The following is a 20,476-nucleotide window of genomic DNA, read 5'->3' on the forward strand; positions in this document are numbered from 1 at the left end:
AGCGCAAATCAAAGGAGCCGGGCCATGCGCGTGGCGTTCTCACTGAACGGCGAAATGGTGGAGGCCGAGGTCGAGCCCCGCACCCTGCTGGTCACCCTGCTGCGCGAGACGTTCGGGCTGACCGGCACCCATGTGGGCTGCGACACCGGCCAGTGCGGCGCCTGCACCGTCCATCTGGACGGCCGCGCCGTCAAATCCTGTCTGGTGCTGGCCGCCCAGGCCGACGGACGCAGCGTGCTGACCATCGAAGGCGTGGCGGATGGCGAAAGCCTGCATCCGCTGCAGGCCGCTTTCCGCGACCGCCACGCGCTGCAATGCGGCTTCTGCACGCCGGGCATGGTGATGAGCGGCCTGGACCTCGTCGCCCATCTGGATGGCCCCGACGAGGCCGCTATCCGCCATGGCCTCGACGGCAATCTGTGCCGCTGCACCGGCTATCGTCCCATCGTCGAGGCCATCGCCCAGACATTGCGGGAGAAGGGCTGATGTTTCCCTTCGACTATCTCCGCCCTCAAAGCGTCGCCGAGGCGGTGGCGGCCCATGACGGCGAGGAGCGGCGCTATCTCGCCGGGGGGCAGAGCCTGCTGGCGGCCTTGAAGCTGCGTCTGGCCCAGCCCTCGGCCCTGATCGACGTCGTCCGCCTCGGGGAGTTGAGCGGCACGCGGATCGAGGACGGGCGGCTGGTGGTGGGGGCGGCGGTGACCCATGCCGGGATGGCGGCGCTGTCGGCCATTCCCGCCCTGGCCGAACTGGCCGGCTCCATCGGCGACCTGCAGGTCCGCAACATGGGCACGTTGGGCGGCGCGCTGGCCAATGCCGATCCGGCCAGCGACCACGCGGCGGGCGTTCTGGGCCTGGGGGCCGAGATCCTGACCGACCGCCGGGTCATCAATGCCGACGATTTCTTCCTCGGCATGTTCGAGACGGCCCTGGAGCCGGGAGAACTGATCGTCGCCGTGCGCTATCTTCTGCCGCGCCGCGCCGGCTATGCCAAGGTGCGCAATCCGGCCTCGGGCTATCCGGTGGTGGGCGTCTTCGTCGCCGAGACCGAGGCGGGCGTGCGGGTGGCGGTGACCGGGGCGGCGTCCTGTCCGTTCCGCCTCGAGGAATTCGAGATGGCCCTGGCCGGGGACTTTTCCGCCGCCGCCCTGGAGGGGTTGAGCGTTCCGCCCGACGAGTTGAACCGCGACCTGCATGCCAGCGCCGAGTACCGGGCGGCGCTGATTCCCGTCCTGGCGCGGCGCGCGCTCAACCACGGATGTGGTTCGTGACGCCGCCGGTGCTGGCCGGGCTGGTGCTGGCGGCGGGAAGGGCCAGCCGCATGGGCCGCGACAAGCGCCTGCTGCGCGTCGAAGGCCGTTCCATGCTGGAGCGCGCCGTCGCGGCGGCTTTGGAAGGCGGCCTGTCGCCGGTTCTGGTGGTCACCGGGCCGGAGCCCCAGCCCGACCTGCCCGAAGGCGTCATCCGGGTGGTCAACGCCGACCCGTCCAGGGGCATGGCGTCGTCCCTGGCCGAAGGCGTCGCGGCGCTGCCCGGGAACGTGGCGGGCGTCATGGTGCTGCTGGCCGACATGCCGAGGGTGACGGGGGCCCATGTGCGGGCCCTGGCCGCCGCCTTCCGTCCCGAAGGCATCTGCGTGCCGGTGTTCGCGGGGCAGCGGGGCAACCCGGTGCTGCTGGCGCGGCGCTTCTTCGCCGCCATGGGGGAATTGACCGGCGACAAGGGCGCCAGGGGGCTGATCGCCCAGCATGCCCAGGCGGTGGCCGAGATCGCCATGGAAGACGACGGAATCCTGATCGACGTGGACACGCCCGAATCATTGCGGGCCTTGGGAGGAGAGGAATGATCAAGTCCATTCGCGAGGCGTTTCCCGCTTTGGGGCGGCCGGGATTTCATTACCTGGACAGCGCCGCCATGGCGCAGATTCCCGGCATGGTGTCGGAGACCATCGCCCACCTGAACCGCACGGCGCGCTCCAACGTGCGCCGCGGCCTGCACGAGATGGCGCGCCGCGCCGACGAGGCCTATGACGGGGCGCGGGATTCGGTGGGGCGCTTCCTCAACGCGCCGCCTGAGGAGGTGGTGTTCACCGGCGGCTGCACCCTGGCGCTGAACATGGCCGCCTGGGGGCTGGGGCGGAATCTGGGGCCGGGCGACGAGGTGGTGGTCAGCCGTCTCGAGCATCATTCCGCCTGCCTGCCCTGGATGGCACTGGCCAAGGAGCGGGGATTCGCGCTGCGCTGGCTGGGGGTGACGCCCGAGGGGCGGCTGGACCTGGACGGCCTGGGGGCGGTGATGACGCCCCGCTGCAAGGTGGTGGTGGCAACCCACGCCTCCAACGTCACCGGGGCGGTCAGCGACCTTCCCCGTCTGGCCGAGGCGGCCCACGCGGTCGGCGCCCTGCTGGTGGTGGACGGCGCCCAGATGGTGCCGCACGGCCCGGTCGATCCGCGCGCGCTGGGCGCCGACCTCTACGCCTTCGCCGGGCACAAGGCCTATGGCCCCACCGGCATCGGGGTGCTGTGGGGCCGCGCCGAGGTTCTGGCCGGCATGACGCCCCTGGTGGTCGGCGGCGGCATGGTCGGCACGGTGGAGGACGACGGCTTCACCCTGGCCGATCCGCCGCACCGCTTCGAGGCGGGCACGCCGCCGGTGGCCCAGGCGGTGGGGCTGGCCGCCGCGCTCGACTGGATGGGCGGGCTGGACTGGCAGGCGGTGCGCCAGCAGGAAGCGTCGCTGACCTGGCATCTGCTCGACGGCCTGCGCGGCATGGAGGGCGTGCGCATCGTCGGGCCGACGGGCCTGGAGGCCCGGGTGCCGGTGGTGTCGTTCACGGTGGCGGGCTGCCATCCCCACGACCTTGCCCATCTGCTGGCCGAGCGCGGCGTGGCGGTGCGCGGCGGCGCCCATTGCGCCCGGCCGCTGATGAGCGCCCTGGGGCTGGAGGAGGGGACGCTGCGCGCCTCGCTGGCCGCCTATTCCGACCGGGCGGACGTGGATGCCCTGCTGAAGGCCTTGGGCGAAGCGGTGAAGGTGCTGCGATGAACGACGAACTTTACGGCGCCGCCATCAAGGATCTGGCCGCCAGGGAGCCGGTCGCGCTGGACCATCCCGACGCCAGCGCCACCCAGGACAATCCCCTGTGCGGCGACCGGGTCAGCCTGGACATCAGGCTGGAGGAGGGCCGCGTCACGGCCTTCGGCCACAGGGTCAAGGGCTGCGTGCTGTGCCGGGCCGCCTCGACGTTGGCGGCGGAGCAGGCGGTGGGCCTGGACGCGCAAGCCGCCGCAAGGCTGGCCGATCAGGTGGCGGGCATGCTGAAGAAGGGGGCCGAGCCCGCCTTTCCCGCCCTGGCGGCCTTTCTGCCGGTGCGTCCGCACAAAAGCCGCCACGACTGCGTTCTGCTGCCGTTCAAGGCCCTGGCCAAGGCGGTCAGGGGAGCCTGACCTTAGGATCAGATGGTGATGCCGATGCTGGCCAGGGTCTTGCTGAGCAGCATCATCTTGCGTTCCTTCTCCTCGCCGCTGGCGGTGCCCAGGTAGTCGGTGAGGAAGCCGGCGTCGCGGAGATAGGTGTTCAGGGTCTGGCGCACGGCGTCCATGTTGACGCCGTCGATGAAGGTTCCCTTGCGGCAGAGGTCTAGAAGGGTCAGCACCTTCTGGGCCGGTCCGCCCCCCTTCTTGTCGATCTGCTCGAACAGCCGCGCGTTCTTCAGCAACTGGGCCTGCGCCGCCTCGACCTGGGCCATGAAGGCCTGCTTGTCGCCTTCGGGCAGCCACGACGCCTTGATGGCGCGATGGATGCCGGCCAGGGTCTGCAGCTTGGGGACCGGGGGTTCCTGGCCTGAAACCACGCGCGGCACGAAGTCCTTGTCGCCGAAATAGTGCTCGATGAAGGTCTTGAGCGTGGCCCGGTTGCCCTGGCCCACCGCCACGGCGGTCAGCTGCATCAGGAAGGCGTAGCGGTCGGCCACCACCTTGCGTTCGCGCAGCAGGTCGGTGACGCCTTCCTTGTTGAGGTGGCGGGCCTGGCGCCGCTCCAGCGAGGTCAGCGCCTTGGCCCCACCGATCAGGGTGCTGCCGGTCCACATGCGCTTGAACAGGTCGAACAGGGCGGAAATCTCGATTTCCGGCTCGGCCGAGCGCAGCGGCATCTTGTTGGCCAGGGTGCGCAGCAGGGAGTATTCTACCGACGCCTTGCAATTGGGCGCCGAACCTTCGGTGATCATGCGGGCGATGGCGGGCATGGCGGCGTGCGCGGTATCGCGCTGCTTCCACTCGCCCTTCCACAGATCGGCCAGGTCGTTGCAGCGTTCTTCCAGGGTTTCGCACAGGCCCAGCATCTGGTCCAGCGCCGGGTCGCTCTTCAGGCATTCGGACAGGATCTGCTCGACGTAGCGGCTTTCATCCTTGCCCGCGGTGAGCTCCAGCATCTTCACCAGGACCGTGACCTTGTCCTTCCACACCTTGTGCGAGAATAAGAACTCGGTCAGGGCGCGGTTGGCCGCGTAATCCTTTTCGGCGGGGGTGCCCTTCAGTCCGGCGCAATAACTGGAGAAGCTTTCCGGGGTGATGGCGGGCGGCGGCTTGTCCTTTTCGTCATCCCACACCTTCTTCATGCCGGCGCTGATCAGGGTGTTGAGGTCGCGAAGGCGCGCCGCCGCGCTTTCGCCCTTCAACTTGGCCTGCAGGGTGGCGATCTTGTCGACCGCGTTCATCATGGTGCGGCCGGCATCGTTCAGGCGCTTCTGGTACTTGGCCGAAAACACCAGCTCGGTCGGCGTGATGACCAGGGATTCGGTGAAATTGGTCAGAAAACGCCCGATGAGATCGCGCGATCCGGGCGAGAAGAAGTCCTCGACCTTGGCGCAATAGGCACCTTCGAGCAGGGCCTCCGGCGCCGCATCCAGATCGTCTTTGGTTGGTATTGCCATCGAAGGTTAGTCCGCTGCCCGTTTACTGGTCCCTCACCCTCGCCATCATTATCGTCGGGGTCCCATGGCATCAAATGATTTTTGCAATCGAGCCAGGATGGGATCGGATGATTACTTAGATGGCAGGTAGTCCGGAGGGCTGTGTAGAGACCACAAGCGGCGTCAAGGGAATAATTCTCGCTAAAAAGATATTGGAACATCTGGGCAAGCGCCCGTGGCATGGAGTAAGGTAATCTCCGTACGCTGTTGTCTCTCTGGGGAGAGGGACGGAGGGTGGTGGGGTGAAGGCGGACTTCAACAAATTCAAGGCATCGCGCTGGCGGTTAGTCGCGTTGCTGTTGTTCGTCAATGCATCCGTGCTCGGCCTGGCCTGGATGTCGCTGGATGCCAGCTACCGCCAGTACCAGGACAGGGCGGCCGTCACCACCCGCAACACGAACCGGCTGGTGGCGCAAAGCATCGCCGGCGAAATCGATCAGATCGACCTGGGCCTGCGCGCCATCAGCGACGAGGTCTCGCGGCTTCACGCCGCCGGCGGCTCGATTCGCGGGCCGGAGATGAAGGCGTTTCTCGGGCGTATCCAGGGCCGCCTGAAGATGACCGACAGCCTGCGTCTTGCCGACAAGGCCGGCGACGTCATCGCCAGCTCGGATGGGGCACAGTCCGGAATCAATACGTCCGACCGCCAATACTTCACCGTGCATCGCGACAATCCCGAGGCCGGGCTGGCCATCTCGCCGCCAATTCTGGGGCGGATCAGCAACAAATGGGTGCTGATCTTCGCCCGCCGGCTGACCCTGGCCGACGGCAGCTTCGGCGGAATCGTCTTCGCGCCGGTGACCATCGCGTGGTTCGAGCAGAAGTTCAACGACCTGGAAGTCGGTCCGCAGGGCACCGTGGTGATGCGCGGCGACGCCTCCCGCAATTTCGACCTGCTCGCCCGTTTCCCCCATGCCGGCTACGTGGGGCAGACGACGGTGTCGCAGACGTTCCGCGCCCGTATCACCGCCAATCCCCAGGGCGGAACCTACGAGGCGGTGGCGGGCGCCGACAACATCCGGCGCACCTTCTCGTACCAGCCCATCGCCAATTACCCGCTGATCACCCTGGTCGGCATGGCGACCGAGGATTATCTGGGCGAATGGCGCAAGGAAGGCGTCAAGGTCATCGTCCTGGCCGGGGCCTTCATCATCGTCACCACGCTGGGCGGCATCGGCATGCTGCGCACCTGGCGGGCGCTGGAACGCCGCACCGAGGAACTGGCCCGCTCCAACGCCGATCTGGAACAGTTCGCCTACGTGGCGTCCCACGACCTGCAGACTCCGCTGCGCAATATCGCCAGTTACGCGCAATTGCTGGCGCGGCGCTACGAGGGGCGCCTGGACAAGGATGCCGACGAGTTCATCGGCTATATCGTCGGCGGCGCCAAGCACATGTCGTCGATGATTCCCGATCTGCTCGACTATGCCCGGGTCTCGCGCTCGCCGCCGGAACTGATGCCGGTCGATCTGAACGCGGTGGTGAAATCGGTTATGACCAATCTCGGTCCGGACCTGCAGGAATCGGGCGCCACCATCAAGATGGACACGCTGCCGGTGGTGCTGGCCGAGGCGCGGCAGGCGGAAAGCCTGTTCCAGAACCTGCTGGAAAACGCGCTCACCTATCGCCAGCCCGACGCCCCGCCGCAGATCGAGATCACCGCCACGCAGGAGCCCAAGGGCCTGTGGCGCATCTCGGTCCGCGACAACGGCATCGGCATCGAACCCGCCTATTTCGAGAAGATCTTCATCATCTTCCAGCGGCTGGAGCCGACGCGCTTCCCCGGGGGAACCGGCATCGGCCTGGCCCTGTGCCGGCGCATTGTCCATCGCTTCGGCGGCACCATCTGGGTCGAATCCGAACCCAAGAAGGGCACCACCTTCAACTTCACCATGCGGCCGTCGGCGGAGGCCTGAGCCTCAGCTCTCAGCGGTGCCCGAGCGTCAGCTCTCGGCGCTGATGGTCACCTCCAGCTCCCCGACTCCGTCGATGACCCCGCGCAGGACGTCGCCGGGCACCACCGGGCCGACGCCTTCCGGCGTTCCGGTGAAGATCAGGTCCCCCGGCCCCAGATGGTAGTATTGCGACAGATGGGCGATCACCTCGGGCACCGACCAGATCATTTCGTTGATGTCGCCGCTCTGGCGGAGCTGGCCGTTGACTTCCAGGGTGATGCGCCCCGCCAGTTTGGGCTGGTCGGCGCGGACCAGCGCCGAGATGGGGGCCGAGAACTCGAACGCCTTGCCCAGGCACCACGGGCGCCCCTTGTCGCGGGCGGCGAATTGCAGGTCGCGCCGGGTCATGTCCAGGCCGACCGCGTGGCCGAACACCGCCGAGCGGGCCTCGTCGGGCGTGCATTTGTAGACGGGGGCGGACAGCGCCACCACCAGCTCCACCTCGTGGTGAAGGTTGGCGGTGCCGGGCGGGTAGGGGATCGCTCCGCCGCCGGGAACCAGCGCGTCGGCCGGCTTGGTGAAATAGAACGGCGGCTCGCGGTTGGGGTCGCTGCCCATCTCGCGGGCATGGCCGGCATAGTTGCGCCCGACGCAAAATACGCGCCGTACCGGATAAAGGGCCGCTTCCCCCTTGACGGCGACGGCAGGAAGGGCAAGCTCGAAAAGGTGGGCGGTCACGGCAGCGGGCTCCTTGGTCTGACCAGATGTCAGGCGAATGGTGAACCGGTCGCAAGACAAGATCAACTCCGCTCCGGGGGCGTGATTGCATTCCAAGTAAATGCGCATTAGGATGCCGATTTAAGTGGATCCGTATCCGATGCGATGACCGTCTGTTCCAGTGGAAGGAACGGGGCGGTGGTGGAGGGGCTGGCCGGGGACTGCCGGGCCCTCGTAACGAGACAACGGAACGGGCCACAGGCCTGAAAGTCTGGGAGGACTGTCATGGAAGATGTGAAGGGTATTTCCCGTCGCGCGGTATTGCAGGCGGGCGCCGTGGCCGCCGTGGGCGCCAGCGGCTTCGTGCCGACCCGGTTCGCCATCGGCAACACCGCCAAGGTCAAGGTCGGCTTCCTGCTGCCCTATTCCGGCACCTATGCGGGGCTGGGCGAGGCCATCACCAATGCCTTCAAGATGGCGCTCGAGGAACGGGGCGGCAAGCTGGGCGGACGCGACGTCCAGTTCATCGCCGTCGACGACGAGTCCAACCCCGCCAAGGGGCCCGAGAACACCAACAAGCTGGTGACCGGCGAGAACGTCGACTTCGTGGTCGGCCCGGTCCATTCCGGCGTGGCCATGGGCATGGTCAAGGTGGTGCGCGAGACCGGCACCATCACGGTGATCGCCAATGCCGGGGCCGGCGCGGCCACCGGCCCCTTGTGCGCACCCAACATCTTCCGCACCTCGTTCACCAACTGGCAGACCGCCTATCCCATGGGCAAGGTGGCCATGGAGCGGGGTATGAAGAATGTGGTGACCATGTCGTGGAAGTACGCGGCGGGCGAGGAAGCCCTGAGCGGCTTCGAGCAGGGCTTCACCAAGGCCGGCGGCAAGATCGCCAAGCAGATCCTGGTTCCCTTCCCGCAAGACGAGTTCCAGGCCAACCTGACCGAGATCGCCGCGTTGAAGCCCGACGGCGTGTTCGTCTTCTTCGCCGGGGCCGGGGCTCTGAAGTTCGTCAAGGATTATGCGGCGGCGGGCTTGAAGTCCATTCCGCTGATGGCGCCGGGCTTCCTCACCGACGGCGTGCTGAAGGAGCAGGGCGCGGCGGCCGAAGGCGTGCTGACCACGCTGCACTACGCCGACGCGCTGGACACCGCCGAGAACAACGCCTTCCGCGCCGCCTACCGCAAGGGGTTCTCCAAGGACGCCGACGTCTACGCCGTGCAGGGTTATGATTCCGCCCAACTGCTGTTCCAGGGCATGGCTGCGGTCAAGGGCGACACCGGGGCCAAGGCGGACCTGATCGCCGCCATGGAAAAGGCGGTGATCAAGAGTCCGCGCGGCACCTTCACCCTGTCCAAGGCCCACAATCCGGTCCAGGACATCTACCTGCGCCAGGTCAAGGGTGGACAGGAAGTGGTTCTCGGCGTGGCGGACAAGGCGCTGGCCGATCCCGCCACCGGTTGCAAGATGGGCTGATCCGTCGGGGCGCGTCGCCGGCTTTCCATGAAGGTGGAGGCTTCGTTCGCTCCTGGCGGACGAGGGCTTCGTGGAGAGCGGGCGGCGCGGCATCCCCGCCTTTCGACGTGTGCGGTCTGGAGCCACGATGGATTTCTGGTTTTTCCTGATTCAGGCGCTGAACGGCGTCCAGTACGGGCTGCTGCTGTTCCTGGTGGCCAGCGGCCTGACCCTGATCTTCGGGATCATGGGCATCATCAATCTGGCCCACGGCGCCTTCTACATGCTGGGCGCCTATCTGGCCTACTGGCTGGCGGGCGTGACCGGCAGCCTGACCGCGGCCGTGCTGCTGTCGCTGCCGCTGGCCGGCGCCATCGGCTATGTGATCGAGGCCTTGCTGGTCAGGACGCTTTACCGCCGCGACCATCTGGACCAGGTGCTGCTGACCTATGGCCTGATCCTCATCTTCAACGAGGCGACCCGCATGACCTGGGGCGCCGACGTCCACGGCGTGCCGGTGCCCGCCGCTCTCAACTGGTCCATCAAGCTTACCGACACCCTGTCCTATCCCGTCTACCGTCTGATGCTGTCCGGCATATGCGCCGTGCTGGCGGTGGGCATGTATCTGGTCATCACCCGCACCCGATTCGGCATGTGGGTGCGGGCCGGGGCCTCCAACCGCGACATGGTGGCGGCGCTGGGCATCAACGTGAAGCTGCTGTTCGGCGTGGTGTTCGCCATCGGCGCCGCCCTGGCCGGGCTGGCCGGGGCCATCTCGACGCCCATCACCTCGGTGGCGCCGGGCATGGGCGATTCGGTGCTGATCCTGTGCTTCGTGGTGGTGGTGATCGGCGGCGTCGGCTCCATCAAGGGCGCCTTTCTCGGCGCCATGCTGATCGGCCTGGCCGACACCTTCGGCAAGGTCTTCGTGCCTGATTTCGCCAGCTTCACCGTCTATGGCGTCATGGCGGCGGTGCTGCTGTGGAAGCCCAGGGGATTGTTCTCATGATCAATCCCCCCAAGCGTCTCACCCTGATCCTGCTGGTGCTGCTGGCCGTCCTGGCGCTGTTTCCCGCCTGGGGGCCGCTGGCCTTCGGGCCCAAGTACAATTTCCTGCTGCAGAAGCTGACCGGCATCATGATCCTGGCCATCCTGGCCATGAGCCTGGACCTGCTGGTGGGCGTCGCCGGGCTGGTCAGCCTGGGCCATGCCGCCTTCTTCGGCCTGGGCGGCTACATGCTGGCCCTGATGAGCCCGCAATACGAGGCCGCCAATCTGTGGGTGGTGCTGCCCGCCGCCATGGGCGCGGTGGCGCTGGCCGCGCTGGTCATCGGCTTCCTCGCCATCCGCACGGCGGGCATCTACTTCATCATGGTGACCCTGGCCTTCGGCCAGATGGGCTACTACTTCTTCAACGATTCGAAGCTGGCCGGCGGCTCGGACGGGGCCTACATCTACGTCAAGCCGGCGGTCGAGGCCTTTGGCACCACCCTGGTCAACCTGGACAGCAAGCCGGCCTTCTTCTTCGTCGTGCTGGGCTGTCTGGTGGCCGTCTACCTGCTGCTGCGGGTGGTCCTGGCGTCGCCCTTCGGGCGGGTGCTGGCCGCCATCGGCGTCAACGAGGGACGGGTGCGCGGCCTGGGCTATGACCCCATGCTCTACAAGCTGGTGGCCTTCGCCATCGCCGGCGCCCTGGCCGGGCTGGCCGGCTTCCTGGCCGCCACCCAGTATGGCTTCGTCAATCCCGCCATGCTGGGCTGGCACCAGTCGGGCCACGTGCTGGTGATGGTCATCCTGGGCGGCATGGGCACTCTGTTCGGTCCCATCCTGGGGGCCTTCATCCTGGAACTGGCCCATTTCGGCCTGGAAGCCATGACCGAGCACTGGCTGCTGCCCATGGGCGTGCTGGTGATCGCCATCGTCCTGGCCTTGCCCAAGGGCGTGGCCGGGCTGCTGCTGCAATGGTGTCAGCCCAAGGACAGGGGGGACAAGCCATGAGCGTCTCTCCCTTCCTGTTCGAGACCCGCGGGCTGACCAAGGCGTTCGGCGGCCTGATTGCCGTCAACTCGGTGTCCATCGGCTTCAAGGAGCGCGAGGCCCACGCCATCATCGGCCCCAACGGGGCGGGCAAGAGCACCTTCGTCAACCTGTTGACGGGGCATCTGCCGGCCTCGGGCGGCCACGTGATGTTCCGGGGCTCGGACATCACCCGGCTGCCGGCCCACAAGGTGACGCGGCTGGGCATCGGGCGGTCGTACCAGAAGACCAACATCTTCCCCACCTTCACCTGCTTCGAGAATTGTCGTCTGGCGGCGCAGTCCCATCTGTCCACCTCCATGCGCTTCTTGCGGCCCGCCGCCTCGTACCGCGAGATTTCGGAAAAAGCCTCCGCGGCGCTGGAACGGGCCGGGCTGGCGTCCCGGGCCGGGCGCATCGCCGGCACCATGTCCTATGGCGAGCAGCGCCAGCTGGAGATCGCCATGGTGCTGGCCACCGCACCCCAGGTCCTGGTTCTCGACGAGCCGCTGGCCGGCATGGGCAAGGAGGAATCCGAGGGCATGGTCCATCTGCTGCAGGATCTGGCCCGCACCTACACCCTGATCCTGATCGAGCACGACATGGACGCGGTCTTCGCCATCGCCAAGGTGCTGTCGGTGATGGTCAACGGTACCCTGCTGGAAAGCGGTCCGTTGGAGCAGATCCGCGCCAGCAAGGCGGTGCAGGACGCCTATCTCGGCGATGGGGCGGAGGCGTATTGATGGAAACCTTCCTCGAAGCCACCGGCCTGCACACCTATTACGGCGCCAGCCATATCCTGCACGGCGTGGATTTCCGCGTGGGCGTGGGCGAGACGGTGGCGCTGATGGGCCGCAACGGCATGGGCAAGTCCACCTTGCTGAAAAGCCTGCTGGGCGTCGTCGCCCCCCGCCAGGGCAAGGTGACGGTGCGGGCCAAGGACGTCACCGGCATGGAGACTTCGGCGGTGATCCGCCACGGCATCGCCTATGTCCCCGAGGGGCGCGGCATGTTCCATAACCTCTCCGTGCGCGAGCATCTGCTGATGGCGGCGCGCAAGGGCCTGGGCGGCCGTGCCGACTGGACCTATGAGCGGGTGCTGGAAACCTTTCCCCGTCTGGCCGAGCGCCTGGACAACATGGGCACCCACCTGTCGGGCGGCGAGCAGCAGATGCTGTCCATCGGCCGGGCGCTCATGACCAATCCCGATTTGTTGATCCTGGACGAGGCCACCGAGGGCCTGGCGCCGCTGATCCGCCGCGAGATCTGGCGGGTGGTGCGCGCCGTCAAGGAAACGGGCATCGCCACAATCGTGGTGGACAAGAATGTGGGGGTCCTCTTGGACCTCGCCGACCGTCACGTCATCCTCGTCAAGGGCGAGGTGGTCTATGACGGCGGCTCCCATGAACTGAAAAGCGATTCGAGCATACTCGAACGACATATCGGGCTCTGACCGGCAAAGCAGTCGCCAACCCGCTTAAGGAGGAAGGAGAACACCCCATGACGTCCCCCATCGCCTCGTCCGAGCACGCGCTCGACATCCCGCGCGACTACAACGCCGCCACCTGGTTCATCGACCGTCACCTGAAGGAAGGCCGTACCGACAAGGTGGCCTTCATCGATGCCGATGGCAGCCACAGCTACGGCCAGCTGGCGGAAAAGGTCAACCGGGCGGGCAATGCGCTGAAGGGCCTGGGGCTCCACATGGAGAACCGGATCGCCATGATCATGCTCGACACCGTCGATTTTCCGGCGGTGTTCTGGGGCGCGATCAAGGCCGGCATCGTGCCCATTCCGCTCAACACCCTGCTGACCACCGGCGATTACGGCTACATGCTATCCGACTCGCGCGCCCGCGTGCTGGTGATCAGCGAGGAGCTGTTCGACAAGGTCGAGCCCATCCTGCCCGACCTGCCCATGCTGGAGCACGTGGTGATCTCGGGCAAGAACGCCCACGGCCACGTGCTGCTCTCCGACCTTCTGGCCAAGGCCGAGCCCAAGCTGAAGACCGCCGAGACCACCCGCGACGACGTGGCCTTCTGGCTCTATTCCTCGGGCTCCACCGGCGCGCCCAAGGGCGCCGTCCACCTGCAGCGCGACCTGCCGGCCACCGCCGTGCATTACGGCCAGCAGGTTCTGGGCATCACCGAGGCCGACGTCACCTATTCGGCGGCCAAGCTGTTCTTCGCCTATGGCCTGGGCAACGGCATGACCTTCTCGCTGCACGTGGGCGCCACCTCGGTGCTGCTCAAGGACCGTCCCACGCCCGAATCGGTGATGAAGGTGCTGAAAGATCACCAGCCGACCATCTTCTACGGCGTGCCCACCTTGTACGGCACCATCCTGGCCGACCCGCAGTACAAGCGGGAAACCGGCTCGACCCGGCTGCGCGCCTGCGTCTCGGCCGGCGAGGCACTGCCCGAGGATGTGGGCCGCCGCTGGGAGGAGCGTTTCGGCGCCGCCATCCTGGACGGCCTGGGCTCCACCGAGATGCTGCACATCTTCCTGTCCAACCGTCACGGCGAGGTCCGTTACGGCACCTCGGGCAAGCCGGTTCCCGGCTATGACCTCAAGATCGTCGGCGACGACGGCCACGAGGTGCCCCAGGGCGAGATGGGCGAGCTGATCGTGCGCGGTCCCAGCTCGGCCACCGCCTACTGGAATCAGCGCGAGAAGTCGCTCAAGACCTTCCGTGGCGAATGGACCCATACCGGCGACAAGTACTATGTCGACGACGACGGCTATTACCGCTACGCCGGGCGCGGCGACGACATGCTGAAGGTCGGCGGCATCTGGGTGTCGCCCTTCGAGGTCGAAGCCGCCCTGATCTCCCACGAGCGTGTGCTGGAAGCCGCCGTGGTGGGCGAGGCCGACCACGAAGGCCTGGTCAAGCCCAAGGCCTTCGTGGTGCTCTCTCCCGGCGAGACCGGCTCGGAGGTCCTCAAGGAGGAGCTCCAGGCCTACGTCAAGTCCAAGCTGGCGCCCTACAAGTACCCCCGCTGGATCGAATTCGTCGAGGCGCTGCCCAAGACCGCCACCGGCAAGATCCAGCGCTTCAAGCTGCGCGGAACGCTGGCGCAGATGTAACGGCCGAAGGAAAAGGTGTGCGAAGGGACGAGGTCCCTTCGCGCATCCCTTCGAATTAGACAACGCGCTCCCTCGACAATCCCTTCGCTCAGGCCCACACTGGCCGCTGTTCAATCACAGCTCGGGGGCAATCCATGCGCAAGATTCTGATCGGGGCCGGCATCCTGGTGACGCTGGTCGTCGGCGCCGCGGTGTTCCTGTTGTCGTCGCTGGACACCATCGTCAAGAAGGTCATCGAGGACGTCGGCACCCAGGTGACCGGCGTGAAGGTGTCGGTGGGCGCGGTCAAGATTTCGCTGTCCGAGGGCAAGGGCTCCATCTCGGGGCTTTCCGTCGCCAATCCGCCCGGCTTCTCGTCCGATCCCGCCATCAAGCTGGGCGAGATCACGCTGGCGCTCGACACCGGCTCGCTCAACAAGAATCCCGTCGTGGTCAAGGACATCACCGTGGCCTCGCCCTTCGTGGCCTATGAGATGGCCGCCGGCGGCAGCAATATCGACGCCATTCAGAAGAACGTGAAGGCGTTCTCCGCCAAGCAGGGCGGCGGGGCCAAGGCCGAGCCGGCCAAGCCCGCCGGAAAGGACGAGGAGAAGAAGCTGGTCATCGAGCGCCTCGCCATCACCGGCGGCCAGGTCAAGCTGGCGGCGGGCGGCATTCCCGGCGCCGACGGCACCGCCAAGCTGGCCGACATCGTGCTGACCAACATCGGCAAGGACGGCGGCGGCGCCTCCTCGGCCCAGGTGGCACAGAAGGTGATGGATTCCCTGGTCAGCGGTGCGCTGAAATCGGCCTCCAGCTTCGGCAACCTGCTGGGCGGCGTCGGCGACAAGGCCAAGGCCCTGGTGCCCGGCGATGCCGGCGGCGCCATCAAGGGGCTGCTGGGCAAGTAATCCCCACCAGGACGAAGCCCCCCGGATCATGCGGTCCGGGGGGCTTTGCTTTGATGGGGGTGAGGTTGAAACTTTGTGGGCTCTGCCCACGCCCCAAAGGGCCTCGGCCCTTTGATCCTCTTGGATTTCTGACAATAGGGTCCAGGGACCCAGGTCCCTGGCGGGTGCAGGGCAGAGCTCTGCGTTATCCCAGCACCACCTGATCGGCGCCGCGCAGGCGCGACAGGGTGCCCAGGCGGGACCATTCCTCGAAGCGGCGCCGGGCGTCGGCCTCGGCCTGGCGGCGCGAGACGCGGCCCAGATAGGTGACGCGCATCTCGGCGCAGGTCTCGTCGGCGGGGTGGCCGTCGGCGGTGAAGCCGAAGCGAAGCGGACGGAAGCTTCCCATTTCAGTACCTCCGGAGCAGACCGACCAGACGGCCCTGCACCTTCACCCGGTCAGGGGGAAGGATGCGGGTCTCGTAGGCCTGGTTGGCGGGTTCCAGCGCGACGGAATTGCCCTTGCGGCGCAGGCGCTTCAGCGTCACCTCGGTGTCGTCCACCAGGGCGACGACGATGGTTCCGGTCTCGGCGCTGTCGCAGGAGCGGATCACCACGGTGTCGCCGTCGTTGATGCCGGCCTCGATCATGGAATCGCCGTCCACGGTCAGCGCGTAGTGATTGCCGCTGCCCAGCATGGAGGCGGGAATATCGACGCTGTTGGAATGATCGCGCAGCGCCTCGATGGGCGTGCCGGCGGCGATCTTGCCGTAAAGCGGCAGGTTTACGGAATCCGACGGTCCGGCCACCGGCGCGCCGGCCAGTTGCTGCCCGGTGAAGCCGCCCTTGATGACGTTGGGAGCGAAGGCCTTGGCCTGCGGCGGCAGGGCGGTGTCCGCCCGGTTCTCCGGCAGGCGGACCACTTCCAGGGCGCGGGCGCGGTGGGCGAGGCGACGGATGAAGCCCCGTTCCTCCAGCCCCGTGATCAGGCGGTGGATGCCCGACTTGGACTTCAGGTCCAGGGCGTCCTTCATTTCGTCGAACGAGGGGGAAATGCCGGTGGCGCGAAGCCGTTCGTCGATGAACATCAACAATTCGTATTGCTTGCGCGTCAGCATCGCGAAACCTCCCCCAATATGAGTCTGTTCAGGGAACAAAGAACAAACCATCTGGTTTTGTTCTATTCGCGTTCCTGGGGTCGGTCAAGGGGAATCTGTGCGGATGATTCCGTTTTGTTTCCCTCCGCCCCCCTTACAGGGTGGGGGGCAGGGGGATGACCTGGACCATCTCGCCCACCTGGGCGGTGGGGGCGTGGGGAGGGCGCACCAAGAGGCAGGTGGCCCGCGCCAGGCCCGACATCACGGCGCTGTCCTGCTGTTCGAAGGGCAGGGCGATCACCAGGCCGTTGTCGGTGCGTTCCAGGCTGGCGCGCATGAACTCCATGCGCTCGTCGTTGGGGGGCAGGTCACGGCCCAGGATGGCGTTGATGGCCTGGGTGACGGTGGACCGCCCGGTGAGCGCCCGGATGGCCGGTTCCAGGAAGATGATGGCGCAGACCATGGCCGACACCGGATTGCCCGGCAGGCCGAGCACGGGAACGCCCTTCATGTCGCCGAACATCAGCGGCTTGCCTGGCCGCATGGCCACCTTGTAGAAGCCGAGATTCATCCCGGCGTCCTTCAACGCGTCCTGCACCAGATCGTAATCGCCCACCGACGCGCCGCCGGTGGTGACCAGCATGTCGGCGCCGGCCGCCGCCGCGATCATGGAATCGAGGGATTCCCTGGTATCCTTGGCGATGCCGAGATGGATGGCCTCGGCCCCCAGCGCCGCGACCATGGCGGCGAGGCCGGGGCCGTTGGAGCCGACGATCTGGGCGGGGCCCGGCTGGTCGCCGGGCAGGACGATCTCGTCGCCGGTGGACAGGATGGCGATGCGGGGCTTCCTGCGCACCAGCAGGTTGGGAACGTTCATGGCTGCCGCCAGGCCGATGGTGCGGCCGCCCATGATGGTTCCCGCCGGGATCAGCACGTCGCCGGCCTTGAAATCCAGTCCCGCCGGGCGGATATGGCGGCCGGCGGGGGCGGAGGTGAGGATCTCCACCCGGTTTGCGCCCTTGCGGGTGTTCTCCTGCATGACCACCGCGTCGGCGCCCTCGGGCATGGGCGCGCCGGTGAAGATGCGGATGCACTGTCCTTCCCCCACCGTCCCGGCGAAGGCCGACCCGGCGGCCGACAGGCCGATGATTTCGAGGCTGCGCGGGACCTGGGCGATATCGGCGGCGCGGACGGCATAGCCGTCCATGGCCGACACCGCCACCGGCGGATGCGAGACGCGGGCCGCCAGATCCTCGGCCAGGATGCGCCCCGTGGCCTGGGCCAGGGAGATCACCTCGGTGCCCACCGGCTTGATGCCGGTCAGCAGATTTTCGCGCGCCACCTCGACGGAGATCATTCCTTGGCCTCGTAGATGCCGGACTTGCCGCCCGACTTGTGGATCAGACGGATGTTGTCGATGCGCATGGACTTGTCCACCGCCTTGCACATGTCATAGACGGTCAGCGCCGCCACCGAGACGGCGGTCAGCGCCTCCATCTCGACCCCGGTCTGGCCGGTCAGCTTGCAGGTGGCTTCGATATGGACGGCCGAGCCTTCCGGATCAAGGCTGAGCTCGACCGCCACCGAGGACAGGGCCAGGGGATGGCAGAGCGGGATCAGGTCGGGGGTGCGCTTGGCCCCCATGATGCCGGCCAGCTGGGCGACGGAGAGCACGTCGCCCTTCTTCATGCCGCGCCCGGCGATCAGGGCCAGGGTCTCGGGCTTCATCACCACCGAGCCGCGCGCCACCGCCTTGCGGGCGGTTTGCCCCTTGGCCGAAACGTCGACCATGACGGCGTTGCCGTCCGGGTCGAAATGGGTGAGCCCGTCCCCGCTCATCAGGCCGCCGCGCCCGCGCCGGCCAGCAGCACCTTCAGCGCCTGCTCCACGTCGGGGCGGCGCATCAGCGCCTCGCCGATCAGGAAGCGCTTGACCCCCACGGCGGCCATGCGCTTGAGGTCGCCCGGACCGTCCAGGCCGCTTTCCGAGACGACCACCTTGCCCTCGGGGATCAGGGGGACCAGGCGCTCGGTGGTGGCGAGGTCGGTCTTCATGATCTTGAGGTCGCGGTTGTTGATGCCGATCAGCGGCGATTTCAGCTTGAGCGCGCGCTCAAGCTCCGCCTCGTTATGAACCTCGATCAGCACGTCCATGCCGTAGCCCAGCGCGATGTCCTCCATCTGGCTCAGCTCGGCATCGGTCAGCGAGGCGACGATCAGCAAGATGCAGTCGGCGCCCAGCGCCCGGGCCTCGACGATCTGGTAGGGGTCGACCATGAAATCCTTGCGCAGCACCGGGATCTCGCAGGCCGAGCGCGCCGCGCCCAGGTCGGCGTCGGACCCCTGGAAGAACTTCTGGTCGGTCAGTACCGACAGGCAGGCGGCGCCGCCGCGCTGATAGGCCCTGGCCAGCAGTTCCGGCTTGAAGTCGGGACGGATCACGCCTGCCGAGGGCGAGGCCTTCTTGATCTCGGAAATGATGCCCCAGCCCATTTCCTTGACCTTGCGGTCCAGCGACGCGGCGAAACCGCGCGGCGGCGCCTGGTCCTGGGCGCGCTTCAGCAGTTCCTGGATGGGGCGGCGGCTTTTCTGCTCGGCGACCTGGCGGCGCTTTTCGTCGCAGATGCGGTCGAGGACGGTGGGGGTGGCGTTCATGATATCAGGGAGTCCGGTTGGTGATGGCGATCATGCGGTCCAGTACGGCTTCGGCCTCGCCCCGATCGATGGCCTGTTCCGCGGCGCGGGCGCCGTCGTTGAGAGAATCGACCTTGCCGGCCACCACCAGGGCGGCGGCCGAGTTGAGGACGACGATGTCGCGGTAGGCGCCCTGCTCCCCCTTGAGCAGGGCCTTAAGCGCGGCGGCGTTGGCGGCGGCATCGCCGCCCTTCAGATCGGCGGGGGCGGCGCGCTTCAGGCCCACCTCCTCCGGCTTGACGGTGAACAGGCGGACGTCGCCGCCCTTGTACTCGGCCACCTTGGTAGGGCCCGTGGTGGTCATCTCGTCCAGCCCGTCGGTGCCGTGGACCACCCAGGCGTGCTCGGCCCCCAGGCGGCCCAGCACGCGGGCCAGCGGCTCGACCCAGCGTTCGGCGAACACGCCCACCACCTGGCGCGTGGCCCCGGCCGGATTGGCCAGCGGCCCCAGCAGGTTGAAGATGGTCCGGGTGCCCAGCTCGCCGCGCGGGCCGGCCACGTGGCGCATGGCGTTGTGGTGGCGCGGCGCCATCAGGAAGCCGACCTTGTTGTCCCACAGGGTTTCGCGCACCAGGGCGAAATCGGCGTCGATGTTGACGCCCAAGGCGGTCAGCACGTCGGACGCGCCCGATTTGGACGACACCGCCCGGTTGCCGTGCTTGGCCACCGGCACGCCGCAGGCGGCCACCACGAAGGAGGCGGCGGTGGAGATGTTGTAGGTGCCGGCCTCGTCGCCGCCGGTGCCGACGATGTCCACGGCGCCGGCCGGGGCCTCGATCTTCAGTGCCTTGGCCCGCATGATGCGCGCCGCGCCGGTGATCTCCTCGACCGTCTCGCCCCGGACCCGAAGGCCCATCAGCAATCCGCCGATCTGGGCCGGGGTGGCGTCGCCCGACATGATGATCTCGAACACCTCCTCGGCCTGAGCCTCGGACAGGGTGGCGCCGGCGGCGACGCGGCCGAGGATTTCCTTCATCAGGGCGAGGGTGGTGTTCATCAGGCGGCCTGTCCGGTGCGGGTCTTGGTGAAGTCGATGAAGTTGCGCAGCATGGCGTGGCCGTGCTCGGTCTCGATGCTTTCGGGGTGGAACTGGACGCCCCAGATGGGCAGCTGCTTGTGGACGAGGCCCATCACCAGCCCGTCGGCGGTCCAGGCCGAGGCGTGCAGGCAATCGGGGAAGCTTTCCTTGTCCACCACCAGCGAGTGGTAGCGGGTGGCGCGGAATGGGCTGGGCAGGCCCTTGAACACGCCGGTGCCGTCGTGCTCGATGCTGTCGACCTTGCCGTGCATGGGCTTGGGCGCGCGCACCACCTTGCCGCCGAAGGCCTGGCCGATGGCCTGATGGCCCAGGCAGACGCCGAACAGCGGAATCTTGCCGGCGGCGCGCTCGATCAGCTCCAGGCAGATGCCCGCCTTGTCGGGATCGCAGGGGCCGGGCGAGATGACGATGCCCTGGGGCGCCATGGCCAGCACCTGATCGACGGTGACGGCGTCGTTGCGCTTCACCACCACCTCGGCTCCCAACTCGCCGAGATAGTGCCAGAGGTTGTAGGTGAAGCTGTCGTAATTATCGATCAGGAGGAACATCGGCGTCGCGCCTTAAGGAATTCCGAAGGCGGAAGAATGCAGAGGCGGCCTTGGCGCGTCAAGCTTGGCACACGCTGTTTGA

The 20,476-nt window shown here is 67.3% G+C and carries 22 protein-coding genes; 13 read left to right on the plus strand and 9 right to left on the minus strand.

The genetic code is table 11. The features are described 5' to 3' along the window. Positions 1–24 precede the first annotated feature (24 nt). The 5 genes from XM1_RS12890 to XM1_RS12910 are packed head-to-tail and all read left to right on the plus strand — an operon-like array spanning position 25 to position 3,446. On the plus strand, positions 25–486 hold the full coding sequence (locus XM1_RS12890) for a (2Fe-2S)-binding protein (protein WP_068434021.1): 462 nt from the start codon (positions 25–27) through the stop codon (positions 484–486). After that, positions 486–1,271, plus strand: a complete 786-nt coding sequence (locus tag XM1_RS12895) for a xanthine dehydrogenase family protein subunit M (protein WP_068434023.1) — start codon at positions 486–488, stop codon at positions 1,269–1,271. Before XM1_RS12890 ends, XM1_RS12895 begins: the two co-directional genes overlap by 1 nt. After that, entirely contained in the window at positions 1,268–1,846 is a 579-nt protein-coding gene (locus tag XM1_RS12900) for an NTP transferase domain-containing protein (RefSeq protein WP_231920497.1), read from the plus strand. Before XM1_RS12895 ends, XM1_RS12900 begins: the two co-directional genes overlap by 4 nt. Further along, positions 1,843–3,045: an aminotransferase class V-fold PLP-dependent enzyme gene (locus XM1_RS12905; RefSeq protein ID WP_068434027.1), complete on the plus strand. Its 1,203-nt coding sequence runs from the start codon at positions 1,843–1,845 to the stop codon at positions 3,043–3,045. Before XM1_RS12900 ends, XM1_RS12905 begins: the two co-directional genes overlap by 4 nt. Further along, positions 3,042–3,446, plus strand: coding sequence for an iron-sulfur cluster assembly scaffold protein (locus XM1_RS12910; protein WP_068434029.1), 405 nt, complete (start codon positions 3,042–3,044; stop codon positions 3,444–3,446). Before XM1_RS12905 ends, XM1_RS12910 begins: the two co-directional genes overlap by 4 nt. 8 nt (positions 3,447–3,454) lie before the next feature. On the opposite strand, the gene XM1_RS12915 is transcribed toward XM1_RS12910, so the two are convergent. Next, on the minus strand, positions 3,455–4,933 hold the full coding sequence (locus XM1_RS12915) for a hypothetical protein (protein ID WP_068434031.1): 1,479 nt from the start codon (positions 4,931–4,933) through the stop codon (positions 3,455–3,457). A gap of 281 nt (positions 4,934–5,214) precedes the next feature. Between XM1_RS12915 and XM1_RS12920 the strand changes: the two genes are divergently transcribed. Next, a complete protein-coding gene (locus XM1_RS12920) occupies positions 5,215–6,888 on the plus strand; it encodes an ATP-binding protein (RefSeq protein WP_231920498.1) in 1,674 nt (557 codons plus the stop codon). A 27-nt stretch (positions 6,889–6,915) separates the two neighbouring features. Here the strand turns inward: XM1_RS12920 and XM1_RS12925 are convergent, their stop codons facing one another. Then, the gene (locus XM1_RS12925; RefSeq protein ID WP_068434035.1) at positions 6,916–7,605 is read right to left on the minus strand and encodes a fumarylacetoacetate hydrolase family protein; all 690 of its coding nucleotides are present in this window, start codon (positions 7,603–7,605) and stop codon (positions 6,916–6,918) included. A 264-nt stretch (positions 7,606–7,869) separates the two neighbouring features. Between XM1_RS12925 and XM1_RS12930 the strand changes: the two genes are divergently transcribed. The 7 genes from XM1_RS12930 to XM1_RS12960 all read left to right on the plus strand — a co-directional run bounded on the left by XM1_RS12930 (position 7,870) and on the right by XM1_RS12960 (position 15,038). Next, on the plus strand, positions 7,870–9,066 hold the full coding sequence (locus XM1_RS12930) for an ABC transporter substrate-binding protein (RefSeq protein WP_082700502.1): 1,197 nt from the start codon (positions 7,870–7,872) through the stop codon (positions 9,064–9,066). A gap of 127 nt (positions 9,067–9,193) precedes the next feature. Then, positions 9,194–10,054 carry a branched-chain amino acid ABC transporter permease gene (locus tag XM1_RS12935; protein ID WP_068434037.1) on the plus strand — a complete coding sequence of 287 codons (861 nt, stop codon included), beginning with the start codon at positions 9,194–9,196 and terminating at the stop codon, positions 10,052–10,054. After that, positions 10,051–11,043, plus strand: coding sequence for a branched-chain amino acid ABC transporter permease (locus tag XM1_RS12940; protein WP_068434039.1), 993 nt, complete (start codon positions 10,051–10,053; stop codon positions 11,041–11,043). The genes XM1_RS12935 and XM1_RS12940 overlap by 4 nt, the downstream gene beginning before the upstream one ends. Then, the gene (locus tag XM1_RS12945; protein WP_068434041.1) at positions 11,040–11,804 is read left to right on the plus strand and encodes an ABC transporter ATP-binding protein; all 765 of its coding nucleotides are present in this window, start codon (positions 11,040–11,042) and stop codon (positions 11,802–11,804) included. The genes XM1_RS12940 and XM1_RS12945 overlap by 4 nt, the downstream gene beginning before the upstream one ends. After that, positions 11,804–12,514, plus strand: coding sequence for an ABC transporter ATP-binding protein (locus XM1_RS12950; protein ID WP_068434043.1), 711 nt, complete (start codon positions 11,804–11,806; stop codon positions 12,512–12,514). Before XM1_RS12945 ends, XM1_RS12950 begins: the two co-directional genes overlap by 1 nt. 47 nt (positions 12,515–12,561) lie before the next feature. Further along, a complete protein-coding gene (locus XM1_RS12955; RefSeq protein WP_068434045.1) occupies positions 12,562–14,148 on the plus strand; it encodes a benzoate-CoA ligase family protein in 1,587 nt (528 codons plus the stop codon). A 134-nt stretch (positions 14,149–14,282) separates the two neighbouring features. After that, positions 14,283–15,038 (plus strand): hypothetical protein, encoded by a 756-nt coding sequence (locus tag XM1_RS12960; protein ID WP_068434047.1) that lies wholly within the window; start codon positions 14,283–14,285, stop codon positions 15,036–15,038. Positions 15,039–15,222: 184 nt separating this feature from the next. On the opposite strand, the gene XM1_RS12965 is transcribed toward XM1_RS12960, so the two are convergent. From XM1_RS12965 to XM1_RS12995, 7 genes are all read right to left on the minus strand, one after another. Continuing rightward, positions 15,223–15,426, minus strand: a complete 204-nt coding sequence (locus XM1_RS12965; protein WP_068434049.1) for a hypothetical protein — start codon at positions 15,424–15,426, stop codon at positions 15,223–15,225. A 1-nt stretch (position 15,427) separates the two neighbouring features. Next, positions 15,428–16,135 carry a transcriptional repressor LexA gene (lexA, locus tag XM1_RS12970; RefSeq protein ID WP_068434051.1) on the minus strand — a complete coding sequence of 236 codons (708 nt, stop codon included), beginning with the start codon at positions 16,133–16,135 and terminating at the stop codon, positions 15,428–15,430. 133 nt (positions 16,136–16,268) lie between these two features. Next, entirely contained in the window at positions 16,269–17,471 is a 1,203-nt protein-coding gene (gene glp, locus XM1_RS12975; protein ID WP_068434053.1) for a gephyrin-like molybdotransferase Glp, read from the minus strand. Continuing rightward, positions 17,468–17,953 (minus strand): cyclic pyranopterin monophosphate synthase MoaC, encoded by a 486-nt coding sequence (gene moaC / locus XM1_RS12980; RefSeq protein WP_068434055.1) that lies wholly within the window; start codon positions 17,951–17,953, stop codon positions 17,468–17,470. Before moaC ends, glp begins: the two co-directional genes overlap by 4 nt. Then, positions 17,953–18,768 (minus strand): indole-3-glycerol phosphate synthase TrpC, encoded by an 816-nt coding sequence (trpC, locus tag XM1_RS12985; protein WP_068434057.1) that lies wholly within the window; start codon positions 18,766–18,768, stop codon positions 17,953–17,955. Before trpC ends, moaC begins: the two co-directional genes overlap by 1 nt. Positions 18,769–18,772: 4 nt before the next feature. Further along, positions 18,773–19,804, minus strand: coding sequence for an anthranilate phosphoribosyltransferase (gene trpD / locus XM1_RS12990; protein ID WP_068434059.1), 1,032 nt, complete (start codon positions 19,802–19,804; stop codon positions 18,773–18,775). Next, positions 19,804–20,394 carry an aminodeoxychorismate/anthranilate synthase component II gene (locus XM1_RS12995; RefSeq protein WP_068434061.1) on the minus strand — a complete coding sequence of 197 codons (591 nt, stop codon included), beginning with the start codon at positions 20,392–20,394 and terminating at the stop codon, positions 19,804–19,806. Before XM1_RS12995 ends, trpD begins: the two co-directional genes overlap by 1 nt. Positions 20,395–20,476 lie beyond the last annotated feature (82 nt).

It is taken from the genome of Magnetospirillum sp. XM-1, assembly GCF_001511835.1.
GTDB lineage: Bacteria > Pseudomonadota > Alphaproteobacteria > Rhodospirillales > Magnetospirillaceae > Phaeospirillum.

Bases quoted from the DNA above. Each gene is read 5' to 3' on its own strand.
- XM1_RS12940 (WP_068434039.1), top strand. From the start codon at position 10,051: ATGATCAATCCCCCCAAGCGTCTCACCCTGATCCTGCTGGTGCTGCTG.
- XM1_RS12905 (WP_068434027.1), top strand. From the start codon at position 1,843: ATGATCAAGTCCATTCGCGAGGCGTTTCCCGCTTTGGGGCGGCCGGGA.
- XM1_RS12890 (WP_068434021.1), top strand. From the start codon at position 25: ATGCGCGTGGCGTTCTCACTGAACGGCGAAATGGTGGAGGCCGAGGTC.
- XM1_RS12930 (WP_082700502.1), top strand. From the start codon at position 7,870: ATGGAAGATGTGAAGGGTATTTCCCGTCGCGCGGTATTGCAGGCGGGC.
- XM1_RS12960 (WP_068434047.1), top strand. From the start codon at position 14,283: ATGCGCAAGATTCTGATCGGGGCCGGCATCCTGGTGACGCTGGTCGTC.
- trpC (WP_068434057.1), bottom strand. From the start codon at position 18,768: ATGAACGCCACCCCCACCGTCCTCGACCGCATCTGCGACGAAAAGCGC.
- XM1_RS12965 (WP_068434049.1), bottom strand. From the start codon at position 15,426: ATGGGAAGCTTCCGTCCGCTTCGCTTCGGCTTCACCGCCGACGGCCAC.
- XM1_RS12955 (WP_068434045.1), top strand. From the start codon at position 12,562: ATGACGTCCCCCATCGCCTCGTCCGAGCACGCGCTCGACATCCCGCGC.
- trpD (WP_068434059.1), bottom strand. From the start codon at position 19,804: ATGAACACCACCCTCGCCCTGATGAAGGAAATCCTCGGCCGCGTCGCC.
- XM1_RS12950 (WP_068434043.1), top strand. From the start codon at position 11,804: ATGGAAACCTTCCTCGAAGCCACCGGCCTGCACACCTATTACGGCGCC.
- XM1_RS12995 (WP_068434061.1), bottom strand. From the start codon at position 20,394: ATGTTCCTCCTGATCGATAATTACGACAGCTTCACCTACAACCTCTGG.
- lexA (WP_068434051.1), bottom strand. From the start codon at position 16,135: ATGCTGACGCGCAAGCAATACGAATTGTTGATGTTCATCGACGAACGG.
- XM1_RS12915 (WP_068434031.1), bottom strand. From the start codon at position 4,933: ATGGCAATACCAACCAAAGACGATCTGGATGCGGCGCCGGAGGCCCTG.
- moaC (WP_068434055.1), bottom strand. From the start codon at position 17,953: ATGAGCGGGGACGGGCTCACCCATTTCGACCCGGACGGCAACGCCGTC.
- XM1_RS12895 (WP_068434023.1), top strand. From the start codon at position 486: ATGTTTCCCTTCGACTATCTCCGCCCTCAAAGCGTCGCCGAGGCGGTG.
- XM1_RS12945 (WP_068434041.1), top strand. From the start codon at position 11,040: ATGAGCGTCTCTCCCTTCCTGTTCGAGACCCGCGGGCTGACCAAGGCG.
- XM1_RS12910 (WP_068434029.1), top strand. From the start codon at position 3,042: ATGAACGACGAACTTTACGGCGCCGCCATCAAGGATCTGGCCGCCAGG.
- glp (WP_068434053.1), bottom strand. From the start codon at position 17,471: ATGATCTCCGTCGAGGTGGCGCGCGAAAATCTGCTGACCGGCATCAAG.
- XM1_RS12935 (WP_068434037.1), top strand. From the start codon at position 9,194: ATGGATTTCTGGTTTTTCCTGATTCAGGCGCTGAACGGCGTCCAGTAC.